This is a genomic window from Providencia sp. PROV109 (genome assembly GCF_033681625.1).
Taxonomy (GTDB): domain Bacteria; phylum Pseudomonadota; class Gammaproteobacteria; order Enterobacterales; family Enterobacteriaceae; genus Providencia; species Providencia hangzhouensis.
In genome coordinates this window covers 2,439,448-2,457,288 of sequence record NZ_CP096320.1, presented here as the reverse complement: position 1 = coordinate 2,457,288, position 17,841 = coordinate 2,439,448, and the positions used below count along the sequence as shown (strand labels likewise).

The following is a 17,841-nucleotide window of genomic DNA, read 5'->3' as shown; positions in this document are numbered from 1 at the left end:
AACAGTTAACAAAATATCATGATAGGTAAATTTACGAATAAGAATAATCAGGAAAAAATATGGAAAAGTGTTTGCAGTTTAACGTTTAATGCGAATTTTAGGTTGTAAAAAAGTAGATAGAAAAATAAAAGACCATAGGTTTCAAACTATGGTCTTTAAAGAGTAGCAGAAAAGCTGTTATTTGGCTGGTCTAGCGACGATATTACGTGTTTCCATACGAACTTCATTAATGGTGACATTGATAATATCGTTAAGTTGGTAAGCTATTTCACCTTTAACAAGTACATTACCTGTTTCTTGGCTACATTGGATCTCATCACGAACACTATGAATAAAAGGCGCAGGAACAAAAGCTACAGCACCATTATCTACCAAACGGACTCTTACGCCACCGCGAGTGATATCAATAATTTCAGCTGGGAATTTGGTATCCGTACCTTCAAAAGGTTTTAAGTAACGAGAATAGAGCCAATCACCCACATCACGTTCAGCCATGCGGTTTGCACGACGACGTTCGGCTAACTTGATTGATAATTCTTCGGATGGCTTATTCGTTGAAGGTTTACCAGCAATAATAGATTTGATTAAACGGTGGTTGACGATATCGGTATATTTACGAATTGGTGAAGTCCAAGTCGCATAAGCTTCAAACCCTAAACCAAAATGCGGGCCGGGTTCAGCTTTGACTTCTGCAAAAGTTTGGTAACGGCGAATGCGGCTATCGAGGAATTGGGTCGGCTGTGCATCTAGTTGACGGCGTAGTTGGCGGAAGCCTTCTAGTGATAATAATGATTCAGCCGTTGTTTCAATGCCGTTATCTTTAAGCGTTTGCACGACTTGGTCAATTTGCAGGGGTTCAAAGCCCATATGCACATTAAATACGCCAAATCCTAATTTTTCTTTCAGTACTGCGGCAGCACAGAGGTTAGAGGTGATCATGGCTTCTTCAACAATGCGATTAGAACTGCGGCGACGTTCAGTCACGATATCAACCACAATTCCTTTGTCATCTAATACAAAGCGGTAATCAGGGCGATCTTTGAACACGAGTGCATTGTTTTCGCGCCATAGTAAACGCCTATCTGCCATTTCTTTAAGCAGCAAAATTTGTTGTTTGTCAGTGTCATTTGCTGGCTGCCAACTGCCTGTATTTTCAAGCCAATCAGAGACTTCGTCATAAACTAATTTAGATTTTGATTCGACCCAAGCGCTGAAAAACTCAATATTATCGTCAATGCGACCATCTTCTTTGATGAGCGCAATGCAGACTAAAGCAGGGCGACGTTCATTTGGGCGCAAAGAGCACAGGTCGTCAGATAATTTGCGCGGTAGCATTGGAATATTAAAACCCGGTAAATAGTTGGTGTAGCCACGGGCTAAAGCCAGTTTATCGAGTTCGCTACCTTCTGGTATATAGCTTGTTGGGTCAGCAATAGCGATATACAGTTTTAAGTCACCATTATCGGTTTTTTCAACATAGAGTGCGTCATCTATATCTTCAGTACTTGCATTGTCTATGGTCGTAAAGTGCAAGTGAGTTAAATCAACTCGTTCAATACCTTGGTCATCACGTTCGCTATCAACCATTTGCGGTTCATTACGGTCTAATTGGTGACGGCGTAACGTTACCCACCATGGTGCAAAATGATCATCTCCGTCAGTGATAAACTCAGTAATTTCAGCGTAGAAGGTTTTATCGCCTTTTAATGGATGGCGTCGCATTTGTGCAACAACCCAATCATCTTGCTTAAACTCATGAGTAATGCCATTGATAGGACGGCAAGAAATCATATCCTTCAGTAATGGGTGATCGGGAATGACAAATAAACGGTTATCATTTTCTTTCTTTTGTATTTTCCCAACAAACCTATCTAAAAAAGGTTCTACCAGTTCTTCTGGTTCTGCAAATTCACGGTCTTTATCGGTATGAACCGCAGCAATAACACGATCACCATGCATGACCTTTTTCATTTGAGGAGGCGGAATGAAATAGCTTTTTTGGCCATCAACTTCGAGGAAGCCAAAGCCTTTTTCTGTACTTTTTACCAGCCCTTCGACGCGTGTGGTTTGGGCATGTAGCTTTTGTTTAAGCTGTGCGAGCAGTGGGTTGTCTTGGAACATACTTACCGTTTAATTAATATTGGGTTTGGCTCTATTGTTACGTAAGACAAAGTCTTAGAGCAAGGAAAAAATGCGTTACCGGCTAGATTCATGATTAAAAGTATCGTTTATCTATAACCTATTCAAAATAGTATCTTGGTCAATCTTCTGGATATATTTTATCTTTAAATTCGCATAAATCTTCGATAATACAAGAGCCACAGCGGGGTTTGCGGGCAATACAAGTATAACGTCCATGCAAAATAAACCAATGGTGACAATCTACTTTAAACTCTGCAGGTACAACTTTAAGGAGTTTTTCTTCAACTTCAACGACATTCTTACCAGGAGCAAAGTTAGTACGATTGCAGACACGGAAAATATGCGTGTCAACGGCGATAGTCGGCCAGCCAAATGCGGTATTAAGAACCACATTTGCCGTTTTGCGGCCAACACCCGGTAAAGCTTCTAAAGCCTCTCGGTTTTCAGGGACTTGGCTGTTGTGCTTTTCGATTAAAATTTGACAGGTTTTATAGACGCTTTCAGCTTTGGTATTAAATAAGCCAATGGTTTTAATGTACTCTTTTATTCCATCCACACCGAGTGCCATAATAGCTTCAGGCGTATTAGCTACAGGATATAGCTTTGCTGTCGCTTTATTGACACTCACGTCAGTAGCTTGAGCTGATAATAAAACGGCGATTAATAGCTCAAAAGGGGAGTTAAATTCTAACTCCGTTGTAGGGTGTGGGTTGTTATCCCGTAGACGAGTTAGAATTTCAATGCGTTTTGATTTATTCATTGCTCACAAAATATCGTTGTTAAGAAATATGGCTGCCGCAACCTTGCTGTTTTTCATATTCACGTTCTGGTTGAATACCAGATTGTCGTGCGGCTCTTTTTTTCATTTTTTCATCAATTAAGTATTTCGCAGCTAATAGTAGTGCTAGGCCAATGAAGGCACCAGGCGGTAGCATAGCGAGTAAAAATGGGGAATCAAGGTGTAACACTTCAATACGAAGGGAGGTAGCCCAAGAACCGAGTAACAAGTCAGCGCCATCAAATAAGGTCCCATTCCCTAAAACTTCACGAATTGCTCCTAGAACAAGCAAGGTCGCGGTTGCACCTAAGCCCATAGCAAACCCATCAAGGGCAGATAGCCCAACAGGATTACGAGATGCATAGGCTTCTGCGCGTCCAATCACAATGCAGTTGGTAACGATTAACGGAATAAAAATCCCAAGTGACTCATACAAACCAAAAGCATATGCGTTGATTAACATTTGTACCGCGCTAACAACAGAAGCAATAATCATCACATAAATAGGGATGCGAATTTCTGATGGCACCCAACGACGTAAAGCAGAAACGGCAACATTAGTACAAACTAAGACTAATGTGGTCGCTAAGCCTAGTCCTAATGCGTTGGTTGCTGTTGATGACACAGCGAGCAGCGGACAAAGCCCTAATAATTGAACTAATGCAGAGTTGTTTTTCCACAAACCTTGCACTAATAAGTCTTTAGATGAATCGCTCATTATTCGTCCCCACAGCGTGGATAATTCGATAATTGTTGTGGAATTTGTTGCATAAATACCGCAGTACGTTTAGTGGCATTGACGACTGCTCTGGGTGTAATTGTTGCCCCAGTAAACTGATCAAATTCACCTCCATCTTTTTTAACTGCCCATTTAGGGTCATTATCAGAGGTTATTTTTTTACCACTAAAATAAGTAATCCAATCAGATATTCGTGTCTCAATTTTGTCACCAAGCCCAGGTGTTTCATGATGTTCTGTAACACGAGTTCCCAGTACTGTACCGTGAAAATCTGTACCGACTAATAAATGTATAGCGCCTGAGTAGCCGTCTAATGCTGTTGTTTCCAAGGCAGCAGCAACAGGTTCGCCATTTTTACGGGCTAGATACAAGCGCCTAGGTTGTTTATTACCCAGTATGGCCTCATTAGTGACTAAATAACACTCTTTTGCGAGGTCGTTATCGTATAAATCACTTGGTATCACTTGGTCGAGTAGTTTTTTCTGAACAATAGCAGCTTGCTCAGCAATAGTCTCTTTCGTTAACGTGTACACTGCAGCGCTAAGCGCAGTGGTTCCTGCTGCAAAGATGGCTAACGTGACCCCATGGCGTCTCATCGTGTTCAACATACGGTTATCCTTACTTATGTCCATGACCGTACGCACGAGGTTGCGTATAGTAATCAATTAATGGAACAGTAATATTGGCGAGTAACACGGCAAAAGCAACAGCGTCAGGGTAACCACCGTATACACGGATCACCCAAACAAGAAAACCGATAATCACACCAAAAATAATCCGTCCCTTAGGCGTTGTCGATGCGGTGACAGGGTCAGTCGCAATAAAAAATGCCCCTAGCATAGTGGCACCAGACAATAAATGAACCCATGGCGACGCATGTTGGCTATCATCAATTAAATAACTAACAATAGATAAAACTGCCAATGTACCTAAGAACGAAACCGGAATATGCCAGCTAATAATACGGCGCTGTAATAAGAACAAACCACCCACTAAATAGCCAATATTCACCCATTGCCAACCAATTCCCGCTAAGGAACCTTGTAAAATAGGTTGTTGTAATACTTCAGAAATAGAATGAGTCAGTAGGCCCGTTTTAAAGCTATCAAGCGGGGTCGCTTGGCTCATGCCATCAATGCCTGTACGTAGTTGCTCGAGGGTAATACCTGTTGGAGTATGGCCACTGAGAATAATGGATAGGCTATCAAGTACAGAAATCGACATATTTTGTAATTCATGCGGAGGTAGCCAGTTTGTCATGTGAACAGGGAATGATATTAGCAAAACGACATAACCCACCATCGCAGGGTTAAAAGGGTTTTGCCCCAATCCACCATAACATTGCTTAGCAATCGTAATAGCAAAAAATGTCCCTAATACGATCATCCACCAAGGTGAGAGCGGAGGTAGGCTGATAGCTAATAATAATGCGGTCACAATGGCGGAATTATCTTTTAGTACAGGAACCACAGGTTGTTGGCGTAAACGAATAGAAACTGCTTCTGTGATAACCGCTGTTAGCACCGCTAAAATAATTTGGTATAAGGTGCCAACGCCAAAGAAATAAACTTGAGCAGCAATACCCGGTATTGCTGCTAAAAGTACCCAAAGCATCACTAAACTGGTGCTTTGATTGTTATGAGTAAATGGTGCGCTAGCAATTTTTAAACGGCGATTTTTCGCATCAATTGGCCTAAATTTCATCTCGTTGTCACTTACTCTGTAGTCGTTTGTTCATGTTGTTTTTGTGCTTGCTTTGCTTTTACTCGCGCGATCGCTGCGGCAACGGCAACTTTTCGAGGGTCGGTTTCCTCTTCAATGGGTTGTTCAGCGGCGGGTGTAAGCTCTTCTTGTGCGAGTTGTTCTGCTTGAGCTGCTTTTTTGGCTTTCGCTCGTGCAATGGCGGCCGCGACAGCCGCTTTACGTGGGTTAACCTCAGCGTCAGTGACCGTTTCAGCAACTGGCTCAGTTGCAGATTGCGCTTGTGCGGCTTTTTTGACCTTCGCTCGTGCAATGGCGGCAGCGACAGCTGCTTTGCGTGGGTCAACCTCTGCATCAGTGACGGTGTCAGCGACTGGCTCAGTTGCAGGTTGCTCTTGAGCCGCTTTTTTGGCTTTCGCTCGTGCAATGGCAGCTGCGACAGCCGCTTTGCGCGGGTCAACCTCAGCATCAGTGACTGTGTTAGCGACTGGCTCAGTTGCAGGTTGCTCTTGAGCCGCTTTTTTGGCTTTCGCTCGTGCAATGGCAGCTGCGACAGCCGCTTTGCGCGGGTCAACCTCAGCATCAGTGACTGTGTTAGCGACTGGCTCAGTTGCAGGTTGCGCTTGTGCGGCTTTTTTGGCCTTCGCTCGTGCAACGGCAGCTGCGACAGCCGCTTTGCGCGGGTCAACCTCAGCATCAGTGACTGTGTTAGCGACTGGCTCAGTTGCAGATTGCGCTTGAGCTGCTTTTTTGGCTTTCGCTCGTGCAACGGCAGCTGCGACAGCCGCTTTACGTGGGTCAACCTCTGCATCAGTGACGGTGTCAGCGACTGGCTCAGTTGCAGATTGCGCTTGTGCGGCTTTTTTGGCTTTCGCTCGTGCAATGGCGGCTGCCACAGCGGTTTTGCGAGGATCATCCGTGGCCTCTATATCAGTAGGTTCTACTGGTGTATTGGCCAGTTTTTCCGCCTGTTTAGCACGTACTTGTGCTTTACGGGCTTCGCGAGCAGCAATCACAGCACTATTGTCTGGTAATTCACCGGAAACAATCTTAATAGGTTCGGTTGTCGCAATCTGTTTGGCTTTAACCCGGGCTAAAGCTGCATTAACGGCATCTTTATCAGCGCTATCTACTTGTACAGCAGCTTTTTTATGTCGTTCTTCCCGCGCTTGCTTATCACGTTCCATACGCAACTGTTTTGCTTCAAAACGCAATTTTGCTTCAGCGGCACGGCGCTCTTCTTGAGCTATTTCACGAATTTCTGCTTTTTCTTGACGATAATATTGCACTAGCGGAATATTACTTGGGCACACATAAGCACATGCACCACACTCTATGCAGTCAAATAAATTATGTTTTTGCGCTTTTTCGTGTTCATCTCCTTTACTGAACCAGTAAAGTTGCTGAGGAAGTAACCCGGCTGGGCAGGCATCGACACACAACCCACAACGAATGCACGCTTCTTCTAGTGCTTTAGGTCCCATTTCTTCCATTGTGGGAACCAGTAAACAGTTACAAATTTTTACGACAGGGACATTCAGGTCGGGTAGGGTAAAGCCCATTAAAGGCCCCCCCATAATCACCATTTGTTCTGGTCCAGGGTTAAAACCTGATTGCTGTAATAGATGTTTAACGGGGGTGCCTAAACGCGCCCAAAAATTACCCGGTTTACTGATGGCTTCACCAGTAACGGTTACCACACGCTCAATCAATGGCTGACCATCGATAACCGCACGCTTAATGGCGACGACAGTACCCACGTTTTGCATTAACACACCAATTTGTGACGAACGCGCACCGGATGGCACTTCTTTTCCCGTCAAAATTTTAGTCAGCTGTTTGGCACCACCTGATGGGTATTTTGTTGGTATAACTCGGATGAATATTTGTTTGTCTTGCGAGGTGACAGCATGTTTTAGGGCACGGATAGCCTCGGGTTTATTGTCTTCAATACCAATTAATACTTGGTCTGGGCTTAATAAATGCTGTAAAACACGACAGCCTTCAATAACTTCCTGAGCATGTTCTTGCATTAACCTATCATCAGCTGTGATATAAGGCTCACATTCAGCTGCATTAATGATTAATGTTTTAATCGCATCTTGACCACCGGCCAATTTTGATGCGGTTGGGAAACCTGCACCACCGAGGCCAGCTATCCCAGCTTGTTCAATTTTTTGCAGTAATTCAGCACGGGTTAGTTGAACGTAATTAGGCTCTGGGGACAAAGTACACCATGTATCATGGCCATCGGCTGCAATACGCACACACAATTCTTTTAAGCCTGAAGGGTGTGCCGTTACCATAGGTTCAATTGCAGTGATCACCCCTGAAGTTGATGCATGAACAGGTACAGTACGCCCAAGCCCTTTAGTCAATGGCTGGCCTTTTAATACTGAGTCACCAACCTGAACAATTAGCTCTCCCTCAGGGCCCAAATGTTGTTGTAATGGGATAATCAGCTCATTGGGCACTGATGCAATACGCATCGGTGTTTGGCTAGATTGTCGCTTCATTTCAGGCGGATGAATCCCACCTTTAAAATCCCAAATATTATCTTTTTTCAACCAATTAAAGAGCTTAAGCATGAGTTTCACCTCTTGCTTTAGTGACAAGCTGTTCATTGGGTTCAACACTAATATTTTTTACTGGGATAGTGTTTAAATCCCATTTCCAATTGGCTGTAGTCGTTTTCACAGGAACAAGCTCAATACAATCTGTAGGACAAGGGGCGACGCATAAGTCACAGCCTGTGCACAAGTCTTCAATCACAGTATGCATGGCGCGGGTTGCGCCAACGATGGCATCAACAGGGCAAGCTTGAATGCATTTAGTACAACCAATGCAGTTTTCTTCGTCGATAATAGCCACTTTACGAACGGGGTTTTGCGCGGTTTCATCGCCATCAATCGGCTGAGGGTCGACATTAAGCAACTCAGCGATTTTTAGCATGACTTGCTCGCCACCAGGGGCGCATTTGTTGATCATTTCCCCATTATTTGCAACCGCTTCGGCGTAAGGACGGCAGCCAGGGTAACTGCATTGACCGCACTGGCTTTGAGGCAATATCGCTTCAACTTGTTCGACAATAGGGTCTGCTTCAACTTTAAAGCGTAATGAGGCGTACCCTAACATCAGCCCAAATATCAGGCCAAAAACGGCTAATATACCGATAGCAATCCATACAGACATCATTAGAATTTCACCAAACCACTAAAGCCCATAAACGCGAGAGACATCAAGCCAGCTGTAATTAACCCAATTGATGACCCTTTAAAAGGGGCAGGAACATTGGCAACAGCTAAACGTTCGCGAATAGCGGCAAATAAAACCATAACTAATGAAAAACCCACAGCAGCGCCAAAACCGTACACGGCAGACTGCATAAAAGTATGAGACATATTAATATTTAATAAGGCAACACCAAGAACCGCACAGTTGGTGGTAATTAAAGGCAGAAAAATACCGAGTAAACGGTAAAGCGTTGGGCTCGTTTTCCTGACCACCATTTCAGTAAACTGTACAACAACAGCAATCGCTAAAATAAAGCTTAGCGTCCGCAGATAGACAAGGTCGAGAGGAATAAGGACAAGTGTGTCAATCAACCAAGAACTGATTGACGCTAATGTCATAACAAACGTCGTTGCTAAGCCCATTCCAATGGCCGGTTCGAGTTTTTTTGAGACGCCCATAAAAGGGCATAAGCCAAGGAATTTAACGAGAACGAAGTTGTTAACCAGCACTGTTCCAACAAAGAGTAATAGATAATCAGTCATGCTATTGCCTGAAATGAAAAAAGAACAAAAACTGGCCGAAGCCAGTTAAACTATCATTATGATATCAAGCAATTTATGTGATGCTTATCGATCTTGTGTGAAAGTCATTTTCACACGTTGAGAGCGTTTTAGATAAGGGACAAAGAAACCCGCGCCAATTAAAGGCCATGCTAAGACCTGCAAAGCGGTTTCATCGTCAATAGGTGAAAATGCGAAGGTTTTTATACCTAATAATAACAAAATGAGTAGCCAAATAATAAAACGGCGGGGGAAATGCTTTGAGCGGGAAAACATCAGTTGCAGTACATGAATACTGAAAATAGTCATCCCAACAGCGATGGCAAATGACAGATACCAAGCGGCAGGAATAAAACTTGTCCAATGATCAACAGTCGTGACAATCTCATAAAGTTTAATGCAATACATAACAGTCATACTGCAAACAGCTAAAAAGGTTAATAACAAATAGATCGCTGGAACTAATAGCCAGCCAGTGATGCGGTTAGCGTCATAAACTGAAGTCATAATTAATCAAACCCATTTTGGCAAATTCGCTGGACAATCTACAATCCTATCATAGATTTATTTGCCATTTCATTCCTTCTGATGGTACTTTTTATCTCTACCTGAGTTTATCGTTGTATGAGGTCTAAATGTCTAAACCAATTAAAGTCGCGATCATCGGATATGGCTATGCCAGTAAAACATTTCATGCTCCCTTCCTTGGTATTTTAGAAGGGTATGATTTAACAACGATTTCTAGCAGTGACCCGAGTAAGGTTAAGGCAGATTGGCCAAATATTCATGTTGCCGCCTCTCCGGAAGCTGTTTTTGCTGATAAAGATATCGAACTAGTCGTTATTCCTACGCCTAATGATACTCACTTTCCTCTTGCTCAAGCGGCATTAGCAGCAGGGAAACACGTCGTTGTCGATAAACCATTTACATTAGATGTCTCACAAGCAGAACAATTGAAACAACAAGCGGATCAAGCAGGAAAATTACTGTCGGTTTATCATAACCGCCGATGGGATTCAGGTTTTTTAACAGTTAAAAAAATATTAGAAGAAGGTAAGCTAGGCGATATTAAATATTATGAATCACATTTTGACCGTTATCGTCCGCTAGTTAGGCAACGTTGGCGTGAAGCTGATATTCCTGGAGCAGGTATTTGGTACGACTTAGGGCCGCACTTGTTGGATCAAGTCCTGCAGTATTTTGGTAGGCCTTTAGGGATCAGCGTTGATCTTGCTATGATCCGCCCTAATGCACAGGCAGTGGATTACTTTCATGCCGTTTTGCAATATGCAGATAAGAAGGTTGTATTACATGCAACAACATTAGCTGCTGCACCAACACCGATATATGTTATTCATGGAATGAATGGTAGTTATGTTAAATATGGTTTAGATCCCCAAGAAGACTGTTTAAAAGCTGGCCAACGACCAGAAGGGGCTGATTGGGGAGTTGATACCAATATGGGGAGCGTGACGTTGTCACAAGGTGATGAGCTTATAACACAATCGTGGCCAAACCAACGCGGTAATTATGGTGGTTATTATCAAGGGATATATGATGCGATTCGCCATGGTAAACCAAACCCTGTCACACCGAGTGAAGCAATAGATATTATGAAGCTTATTGAAGCAGGTATACGTTCGGCAAAAGAAAAACGCACAATCGAAGCAATATTTTAACGTCATTAACGCACACTATAAGGCCAGTTAACATAACTGGCTTTTATTATGGATAATCGAATGAATTTGCTAGCTAAACTGAGAATCGACCCATTTTTACTTATCATGATTGGCGTTGTCATTCTAGCCAGCCTTTTTCCTTGTGAAGGCGATATAAAAACGGGGTTTCAATATTTAACTACTGCTGCAATTGCATTATTGTTCTTTATGCATGGGGCTAAGTTATCTCGTGAATCAATAATGGCAGGGATAGGGCATTGGCGTCTCCACCTCTTGGTTTTTGCGAGTACATTTATTGTATTTCCTATCGTAGGCTTAGGGCTTGCGGTGATTGTACCTAAATGGATGTCACCTACCGTATATATGGGCTTTTTATATCTGTGTGCTTTACCTGCGACCGTACAGTCAGCAATTGCTTTCACTTCGGTGGCCGGGGGAAATATTGCCGCGGCTATTTGTAGTGCATCAGCGTCAAGCATTCTTGGGGTTTTTCTTTCACCAATCTTAGTTGGTTTATTGATGGATGCTGATGGCAGCCAAGCCATGGATACGCTCAATGCAATAGGGTCTATTTTAATGCAATTGATGCTGCCATTTGTTGTGGGGCACTTGTCTCGACCATTGATTGCCAATTGGATAAACCGGAATAGAAAATTAGTTAATATGACTGACCGGTCTTCAATATTATTGGTTGTTTATGTGGCATTTAGTGAAGCGGTTGTCGAGGGGATTTGGCAGAAAATAGACGCATTTTCACTCTTTATGATTGTGGTTGTCACTTGCGTTATTTTATTTATTATCATTGTATTCAATACATTGGCTGCACGGTTGCTAGGTTTTAGCAAAGAAGATGAGATTACTATCGTGTTTTGTGGCTCGAAAAAGAGCCTAGCTAACGGAGTCCCAATGGCGAACGTCTTGTTTCCTGCTGCGACAGTAGGGGTCATCTTATTGCCACTGATGATTTTCCATCAAATACAACTTATGGTCAGTGCTGTACTTGCACAGCGTTATGCTAAACGATTATCGACCAAATAAGCACAAATATTGAGGGGATTAGTAACCCCTCATGTTTTTTGCTGTTTATTTATAAGGGTACTTATTTAGTTACAACATACAATAGGGCTTTATAATTGATACATTAACAACAGTGTTTATACGTTAAGTATAAAAAAGCTAACTAGAGAGGGAGTGATTGGTAAATGATGACGGTCTATTGGTGTGTAAAGAGATGTGAAATGTTTGAGAGAGTTATCAGGGTTATAATAAATACCCTGATAACATTTAAATTAACGGGTAGCGGCTTTATGTAAGAGCGCTTTTTTCTCACTTTCAGATAAAAATGCCATACTTAGGCCATTACGTTGCGCTTGTTCTATTTCTGCTGAAGTTAAACCTGCTTGCGGGGCTGCAACTTCATACTCATAGCGTAACTCAATACCTTGAACTGCTGGGTCATCTGTATTAATTGAAGCCAATACACCTTGTTGCAAAAAGGTTTTTAATGGGTGTTTAGCAAGGGATGGCACAGTGCTTGTTTGAATATTTGATGTTAAACAGCTTTCCATACCAATTTGATGTTTTACTAGATATTCAATTAAAGCAGGGTCTTCTATTGCCTTTACACCATGGCCAATTCGTTGTGCACCTAATACATTGATAGCATGCCAAATACTGTTCGCTCCAGCCGCTTCACCTGCATGAACAGTGATATTTAATGATAAAGTGTGACTCAAATAACTCTCCAGGGAAACCTAGTTCATCTCCAGCTAAATCTAAAGCACATAAGTGATGACGATGAGCTAATAGTCCTTGTAATTCAGTTGTACAGGCTTGTTGGCCAAAAGTACGGCTCAAAATTCCAATTAAATTAATTTTAATGTCGAATTGTTGGCATCCAGCACGCACGCCATCAATAATAGCTTCAACGACACCTTCTACAGGTAGCTGGTGTTTCATGGCCATATAGTATGGAGAGAAGCGTAGCTCTGCGTAATCGATACCAGCATTAAAAGCATCTTCGACATTTTCAAGTGCCACACGGCGGCATGCTTCTAAATCTGCTAAAACAGCGACTCCCCAATCGAGTTTTGCTAAGAAACCGACTAAATCAGCTTCTTGTCCTATAATTTGGACGTGAGGGCGCAAAGCTTCAAGTTCTGTCGCTGGTAATTGAATGTGATGCTGTTCTGCTAAGGAAAGAATCGTTTCTGGGCGGATATTGCCATCAAGGTGGCGGTGTAAATCGGTTAAAGGTAAATGTGTTTTAATCACGGAATGATCCTTTATCTATTTTCTATCCTCATTTTGGCTTTTATTTTTCCAAATGCAATTCCAAATCACGAAAAATGTGAAACGTGATAAATAATTACATTTTAATTGTGATATATATTACACTTGAGTGGGGTGTCAAATAAAAAAGCCAGCTATATGGGTTCACTTCATATTAACTGGCTTTTGTGACTAAATTGTATCGATTAGATTAATTAGTTAGCTGGCGCTGCATCTTGTGGTGCTAATTCAGGCTCAACTTCCATTTCTGGTGCTGGTTCTGCATCTGGAGCAGGTACAGCTTCATATTCTAATGCATCTTCTGGGTTAGACATCACTTTCATCTTAGTGAGGAACTCAGCTAAGGTATATTTGTCATTATTGAATGTCAGGTCATTACCTGCAAATTTGATAGTCATAGTTAAATCATTTTCGCTATCAATCATCCAAGGTGATTTTTTCTGTTTAGCTTTTTCAGCACGTTCTTCATCTGTCATAAACATTTCTTCAAATGGAGAAGAGAACATATCTGAAGTCAGCATTTGCTGAACACCTTCAAATTCAGAAGTAACCATACCTTTCATTTCTTTCTTAGTTTCAGCATTAACTGGAACACCTTGATCTAAAATCATTGCTTGAGTCATTGATTCGATCATCATTGGCTTGTTCAGTTTTAAATTGAAATCAAAAGAAGTAATGAGTTGCTTGATAGCTTCATCAACTTTGTTAGACATTGCTAACGCAGTAATTTCATCTTGGTTCCATTTATTAAATGTGATGTTTAGGTCAACTGAACTTTGGCCAGCTTCATTTTTCCAGTAGAAGGGGCTAACAGTGAATACAGGCTTGCTTTTCATTAGCTCTGGCAATGTTGTAGACATCATTTCCATCGCTAAACGCTCTGTTGCTTCAGTTGGGTCACCATTAGCTAAGCCTTGAGCTAATGCTTCATTATATTGTTCAACGAATTTACCTAATGCTTTAGCATCTAATTTTTCAATAGCAACAGTCAGTTCGCCAGAACCTAAGTTTTGCTCTAATGCCTTTAAGTCAGAGATGCTATAAGAAATATTCCCTTTCACATCTTCGCCAGTAATAGAGGTGTCGCTTGAAATTTTGAAATCTTTAAAAGAAAATTTAGTTTCAGGAATGTTGAAATCTGTATCAGCAATAACAAATGACTGGGTTCCAGTGTAGAAGCCATATTGTGATTTTGTTACATTAGAGACTAATTTTAAGCCTTTTAATGTCATAGATTCAGAGTTATCTTTTTTACCAATAACTAAATTATCAGTGACTAAAGTTGCATCAACAGCAGCAAGATCAGAAGTTGTTGATACATCAAACTTAGAACCACTGAAAGATAATGAAACGTCATCTTTCTTATACTCGACAGGGATCAGCTCTAAATTGGTATCAATACTTTTGCTATAGCCAATGACAGCAGAACCATGAATAAATGGTTTACCTTGAGTCGCTTCGAATAATTCTTTTGTCGTCGCGTTGTTAGCTAATTCAATTTGCGTCGCTGCTAATTTTGGTAATAAATTAAACTTAGCGACTTGTGATAATGGGAATGGACCGTGGTCAATATTCGTTTTGAATACAATTGAGTCTTCTGGTGATACTGAATCCGCAGAGGTGATTACGATATCTGCTTTAGATGAAAAAACACCTTTTTCATAATTTTCTACTTTAAAATTCAAACCTGACTCAGGCACATTTACAGCAAAAAAATCGTTGGTTTTGAGAATTACTCTATCAAGTTCATCTTTTACTTTAGAACCTGTATACCATGAAGCTCCAGTCCACACTGCCCCCAGAGCAACAATAACACCAACCGCGACTAATGACTTTTTCATTATAAACATCCATCCTTTCAGCACGTTATTGCCGTACTTATAAATTTATAAAAGTTTTATATAATCGTCTTCATACAATGAAGACGGTTAAATACAGAATATGACACTATTTGTTAAATACCCGGGCTAGTTTGCCACTGCCATTAATGGTTATGCTTTTCTCATAAGCAGGCAAGAAAACAGATTCACCTGAATTAATGCATATTTCATCATTACTTGAATGTAAAACTAACTGGCCTTCAATACAGAACAAAATTGAGGCACTATTGTTAGATAGCGCAACTTCCGAGTGGGTTATAGAATATATATTAAATGCAAAATCTTCTACTGGAATATTATATTTCCAGATATTTCCAGATTTTTCGGGAATACTTAATAAATCCTTTGCAAACGTAGGCTTAAAGTCAATGTTAGCAATCAGCTCTGGGATATCTATGTGCTTATTTGTTAACCCAGCACGCAGTACATTATCTGAGTTTGCCATCACCTCTAACCCAACACCTTCTAGATATGCATGTGGCGTTCTGGCATATAAAAACATCGCTTCACCAGGTTCTAATTCAACGATGTTAAGAAGAAGAGGGGTAAATAGCCCATTATCTTCAGGATATAGGCTAACCATTTGCTTTATTGAGTTCCATGGCTCGCCTTGTCGGCTGTTTAAAGCGGCTTTCAATACGCCAAGTGCTAAATCTTTTTGTTCACCTGTTAAATTAAGAATTTGTGCAAATAAACGAGATAACTTTTCTTTTGTTGGGTCTTGAACAAATAATTGGATATCAGGATGTGCAGCTGAAACAAAATCCAGTAATTGCGCGATTTCATTCAGTGGGCGAAACGCGTTCATTGCCTTAAAAGGTGTTAACGCAAAGATTAATTCAGGCTTATGGTTGTCATCTTTATAATTGCGTATTGGGGAATCTAGTGGGATGCCAGCCGAATTTTCTTTAGCAAAACCAACTTCAGCATAAGTTTTGTTTGGATGTACTTGAACAGACAACGGTTGAGCAGCACATAACACTTTAAATAAATAAGGTAAACGATGATAAGTTTGTGCGACATGCTGACCTAAGTAGGCTTCAGGATCACTTTCAATTAAGGCGTTAAGTGGAATACTTTGATTTTTTTCCGCATCGAGAACTTCGGAGCTTGCTTTTGGATGAGCACCCATCCAAAGTTCAGCCATAGGTAAGCTATCAGGGTTTGAAATCCCATATAACTTAGTCAGGGCCGTTTTACTGCCCCAGTCATAGTTTTGGACTTTGTTTATCATTTTAAGCATAGCAAAATTCTCTTTTTCATAAAAATCAACTGATTTCCTTTTCACTACAATACAATAAGCTCGACCAAGTCTCATAAATGAAATTCAATTTGTGGCATTATACTGCTCGGTTATTTGCTTACCTGCAAGCAGATGATTCTAAAATCAATTATTCTGTGTATGTACCTAAGGAGATAGTAATGGCAGCCACTCGCATTGAAAAAGACTCAATGGGACCAATTGAAGTACCTGCTGACCAATTGTGGGGCGCGCAAACGCAGCGTTCTTTAGAACATTTCCGTATATCTGTAGAAAAAATGCCTGTTGCGTTAATTCACGCACTCGCTATCACTAAAAAAGCCGCTGCTAGTGTTAATATGGATCTTGGATTATTAGCTAAAGAGCGCGGCGATGCAATCATTGCTGCTGCTGACGAAGTTTTAGCTGGTAAACATCCAACGGAATTTCCTCTAGCTATTTGGCAAACCGGTTCTGGTACGCAAAGTAACATGAACATGAACGAGGTTTTAGCTAACCGTGGTAGCGAAATTCTCGGTGGTCAACGTGGTAATGATCGTCTTATTCACCCTAATGATGATGTGAATAAAAGTCAAAGTTCAAATGATGTTTTCCCAACGGCAATGCACGTTGCTGCGGTCGTCGCAATCCGCGAACATCTTCTCCCTGAACTGAAAATTTTGCATCAAACATTAGATGCAAAAGCGAAAGAATTTAAAGATATTGTAAAAATCGGTCGTACTCACTTGCAAGATGCAACCCCGTTGACGCTAGGCCAAGAAATTTCAGGTTGGGCTGCAATGTTAGCGCATAATGAAAAACACATTGAAAATTCTGTTCCTCATGTGTGTGAATTAGCGCTAGGTGGTACAGCAGTAGGGACTGGTTTAAATACGCATCCTGAATATGCGGTACGTGTTGCGAAAAAAATCGCAGAATTAACTGGCCAACCATTTGTTACGGCACCTAATAAATTTGAAGCATTAGCAACTTGCGATAGCCTTGTACATGCACATGGTGCTTTAAAGGGCTTAGCTGCCTCTTTAATGAAAATTGCCAATGATGTTAGGTGGTTAGCATCTGGTCCTCGCTGCGGTATTGGTGAAATATCTATCCCAGAAAATGAGCCAGGCAGTTCAATCATGCCAGGTAAAGTAAACCCTACACAGTGTGAAGCACTGACTATGTTATGTGCACAAGTTATGGGGAATGATGTTGCTGTTAACATTGGTGGGGCATCCGGTAATTTTGAGCTGAATGTATTCCGCCCAATGCTAATTGATAATTTCTTACAGTCTGTTCGCTTATTAGCTGATGGTATGCGTAGCTTTAATGAGCATTGTGCGATTGGAATTGAACCAAATCGTGAGCGTATTGAAAAATTACTTCATGAATCGCTAATGTTAGTGACAGCTTTAAATACTCACATTGGGTACGATAAAGCCGCAGAAATTGCTAAAAAAGCGCATAAAGAAGGACTGACGCTGAAAGAATCCGCATTGAAATTAAACTATTTAACAGAAGAACAGTTCAATGATTGGGTTCGTCCAGAAGATATGGTTGGTAGCATGAAATCTTAAGCTAGCTTATTAAACT

At 41.3% G+C, this 17,841-nt stretch carries 14 protein-coding genes and 1 pseudogene; 3 read left to right on the top strand and 12 right to left on the bottom strand.

Translation table 11 applies throughout. From position 1 onward, the window contains the following. Positions 1–177: 177 nt before the first annotated feature. From M1F25_RS11340 to M1F25_RS11300, 9 genes are all read right to left on the bottom strand, one after another. The gene (locus M1F25_RS11340; RefSeq protein ID WP_181487894.1) at positions 178–2,121 is read right to left on the bottom strand and encodes an exoribonuclease II; all 1,944 of its coding nucleotides are present in this window, start codon (positions 2,119–2,121) and stop codon (positions 178–180) included. Between the two features lie 139 nt (positions 2,122–2,260). Next, positions 2,261–2,902 (bottom strand): endonuclease III, encoded by a 642-nt coding sequence (gene nth / locus M1F25_RS11335; protein ID WP_181487892.1) that lies wholly within the window; start codon positions 2,900–2,902, stop codon positions 2,261–2,263. 19 nt (positions 2,903–2,921) lie between these two features. After that, positions 2,922–3,638 carry an electron transport complex subunit E gene (locus M1F25_RS11330; RefSeq protein ID WP_094960545.1) on the bottom strand — a complete coding sequence of 239 codons (717 nt, stop codon included), beginning with the start codon at positions 3,636–3,638 and terminating at the stop codon, positions 2,922–2,924. After that, on the bottom strand, positions 3,638–4,267 hold the full coding sequence (gene rsxG, locus M1F25_RS11325; protein ID WP_036957719.1) for an electron transport complex subunit RsxG: 630 nt from the start codon (positions 4,265–4,267) through the stop codon (positions 3,638–3,640). The genes M1F25_RS11330 and rsxG overlap by 1 nt, the downstream gene beginning before the upstream one ends. Positions 4,268–4,277: 10 nt before the next feature. After that, positions 4,278–5,363 (bottom strand): electron transport complex subunit RsxD, encoded by a 1,086-nt coding sequence (gene rsxD, locus M1F25_RS11320; RefSeq protein WP_112307122.1) that lies wholly within the window; start codon positions 5,361–5,363, stop codon positions 4,278–4,280. A gap of 11 nt (positions 5,364–5,374) precedes the next feature. Further along, on the bottom strand, positions 5,375–7,948 hold the full coding sequence (gene rsxC / locus M1F25_RS11315; RefSeq protein WP_181487890.1) for an electron transport complex subunit RsxC: 2,574 nt from the start codon (positions 7,946–7,948) through the stop codon (positions 5,375–5,377). Then, positions 7,941–8,555: an electron transport complex subunit RsxB gene (gene rsxB, locus M1F25_RS11310; protein ID WP_094960547.1), complete on the bottom strand. Its 615-nt coding sequence runs from the start codon at positions 8,553–8,555 to the stop codon at positions 7,941–7,943. Before rsxB ends, rsxC begins: the two co-directional genes overlap by 8 nt. Further along, positions 8,555–9,136, bottom strand: coding sequence for an electron transport complex subunit RsxA (rsxA, locus tag M1F25_RS11305; protein WP_004254254.1), 582 nt, complete (start codon positions 9,134–9,136; stop codon positions 8,555–8,557). The genes rsxB and rsxA overlap by 1 nt, the downstream gene beginning before the upstream one ends. Positions 9,137–9,220: 84 nt before the next feature. Then, entirely contained in the window at positions 9,221–9,661 is a 441-nt protein-coding gene (locus tag M1F25_RS11300) for a DUF2569 domain-containing protein (RefSeq protein ID WP_136135102.1), read from the bottom strand. Between the two features lie 128 nt (positions 9,662–9,789). Here M1F25_RS11300 and M1F25_RS11295 point away from each other — a divergent pair, with 128 nt between their 5' ends. Beyond that, a complete protein-coding gene (locus M1F25_RS11295) occupies positions 9,790–10,833 on the top strand; it encodes an oxidoreductase (RefSeq protein ID WP_112307121.1) in 1,044 nt (347 codons plus the stop codon). Positions 10,834–10,893: 60 nt separating this feature from the next. Beyond that, a complete protein-coding gene (locus M1F25_RS11290; protein WP_094960550.1) occupies positions 10,894–11,871 on the top strand; it encodes a bile acid:sodium symporter family protein in 978 nt (325 codons plus the stop codon). Positions 11,872–12,122: 251 nt separating this feature from the next. On the opposite strand, the pseudogene add reads toward M1F25_RS11290, so the two are convergent. The 3 genes and pseudogenes from add to manA all read right to left on the bottom strand — a co-directional run bounded on the left by add (position 12,123) and on the right by manA (position 16,248). After that, positions 12,123–13,107 (bottom strand): annotated as a pseudogene (add, locus tag M1F25_RS11285) (adenosine deaminase). A 212-nt stretch (positions 13,108–13,319) separates the two neighbouring features. Then, the gene (locus M1F25_RS11280; protein WP_226617032.1) at positions 13,320–14,966 is read right to left on the bottom strand and encodes a YdgA family protein; all 1,647 of its coding nucleotides are present in this window, start codon (positions 14,964–14,966) and stop codon (positions 13,320–13,322) included. Between the two features lie 106 nt (positions 14,967–15,072). After that, complete coding sequence (manA, locus tag M1F25_RS11275; RefSeq protein ID WP_036957724.1) at positions 15,073–16,248, bottom strand: mannose-6-phosphate isomerase; 1,176 nt, start codon at positions 16,246–16,248, stop codon at positions 15,073–15,075. 179 nt (positions 16,249–16,427) lie between these two features. Between manA and fumC the strand changes: the two genes are divergently transcribed. Then, a complete protein-coding gene (gene fumC, locus M1F25_RS11270) occupies positions 16,428–17,825 on the top strand; it encodes a class II fumarate hydratase (protein ID WP_036957725.1) in 1,398 nt (465 codons plus the stop codon). Positions 17,826–17,841 lie beyond the last annotated feature (16 nt).

What these genes read in the sequence shown, in the direction of transcription:
- fumC (WP_036957725.1), top strand. Translation starts at nt 16,428, where the DNA reads ATGGCAGCCACTCGCATTGAAAAAGACTCAATGGGACCAATTGAAGTA.
- M1F25_RS11330 (WP_094960545.1), bottom strand. Translation starts at nt 3,638, where the DNA reads ATGAGCGATTCATCTAAAGACTTATTAGTGCAAGGTTTGTGGAAAAAC.
- rsxA (WP_004254254.1), bottom strand. Translation starts at nt 9,136, where the DNA reads ATGACTGATTATCTATTACTCTTTGTTGGAACAGTGCTGGTTAACAAC.
- M1F25_RS11280 (WP_226617032.1), bottom strand. Translation starts at nt 14,966, where the DNA reads ATGAAAAAGTCATTAGTCGCGGTTGGTGTTATTGTTGCTCTGGGGGCA.
- rsxD (WP_112307122.1), bottom strand. Translation starts at nt 5,363, where the DNA reads ATGAAATTTAGGCCAATTGATGCGAAAAATCGCCGTTTAAAAATTGCT.
- M1F25_RS11295 (WP_112307121.1), top strand. Translation starts at nt 9,790, where the DNA reads ATGTCTAAACCAATTAAAGTCGCGATCATCGGATATGGCTATGCCAGT.
- M1F25_RS11300 (WP_136135102.1), bottom strand. Translation starts at nt 9,661, where the DNA reads ATGACTTCAGTTTATGACGCTAACCGCATCACTGGCTGGCTATTAGTT.
- nth (WP_181487892.1), bottom strand. Translation starts at nt 2,902, where the DNA reads ATGAATAAATCAAAACGCATTGAAATTCTAACTCGTCTACGGGATAAC.
- M1F25_RS11340 (WP_181487894.1), bottom strand. Translation starts at nt 2,121, where the DNA reads ATGTTCCAAGACAACCCACTGCTCGCACAGCTTAAACAAAAGCTACAT.
- manA (WP_036957724.1), bottom strand. Translation starts at nt 16,248, where the DNA reads ATGCTTAAAATGATAAACAAAGTCCAAAACTATGACTGGGGCAGTAAA.
- M1F25_RS11290 (WP_094960550.1), top strand. Translation starts at nt 10,894, where the DNA reads ATGAATTTGCTAGCTAAACTGAGAATCGACCCATTTTTACTTATCATG.
- rsxG (WP_036957719.1), bottom strand. Translation starts at nt 4,267, where the DNA reads ATGTTGAACACGATGAGACGCCATGGGGTCACGTTAGCCATCTTTGCA.
- rsxC (WP_181487890.1), bottom strand. Translation starts at nt 7,948, where the DNA reads ATGCTTAAGCTCTTTAATTGGTTGAAAAAAGATAATATTTGGGATTTT.
- rsxB (WP_094960547.1), bottom strand. Translation starts at nt 8,555, where the DNA reads ATGATGTCTGTATGGATTGCTATCGGTATATTAGCCGTTTTTGGCCTG.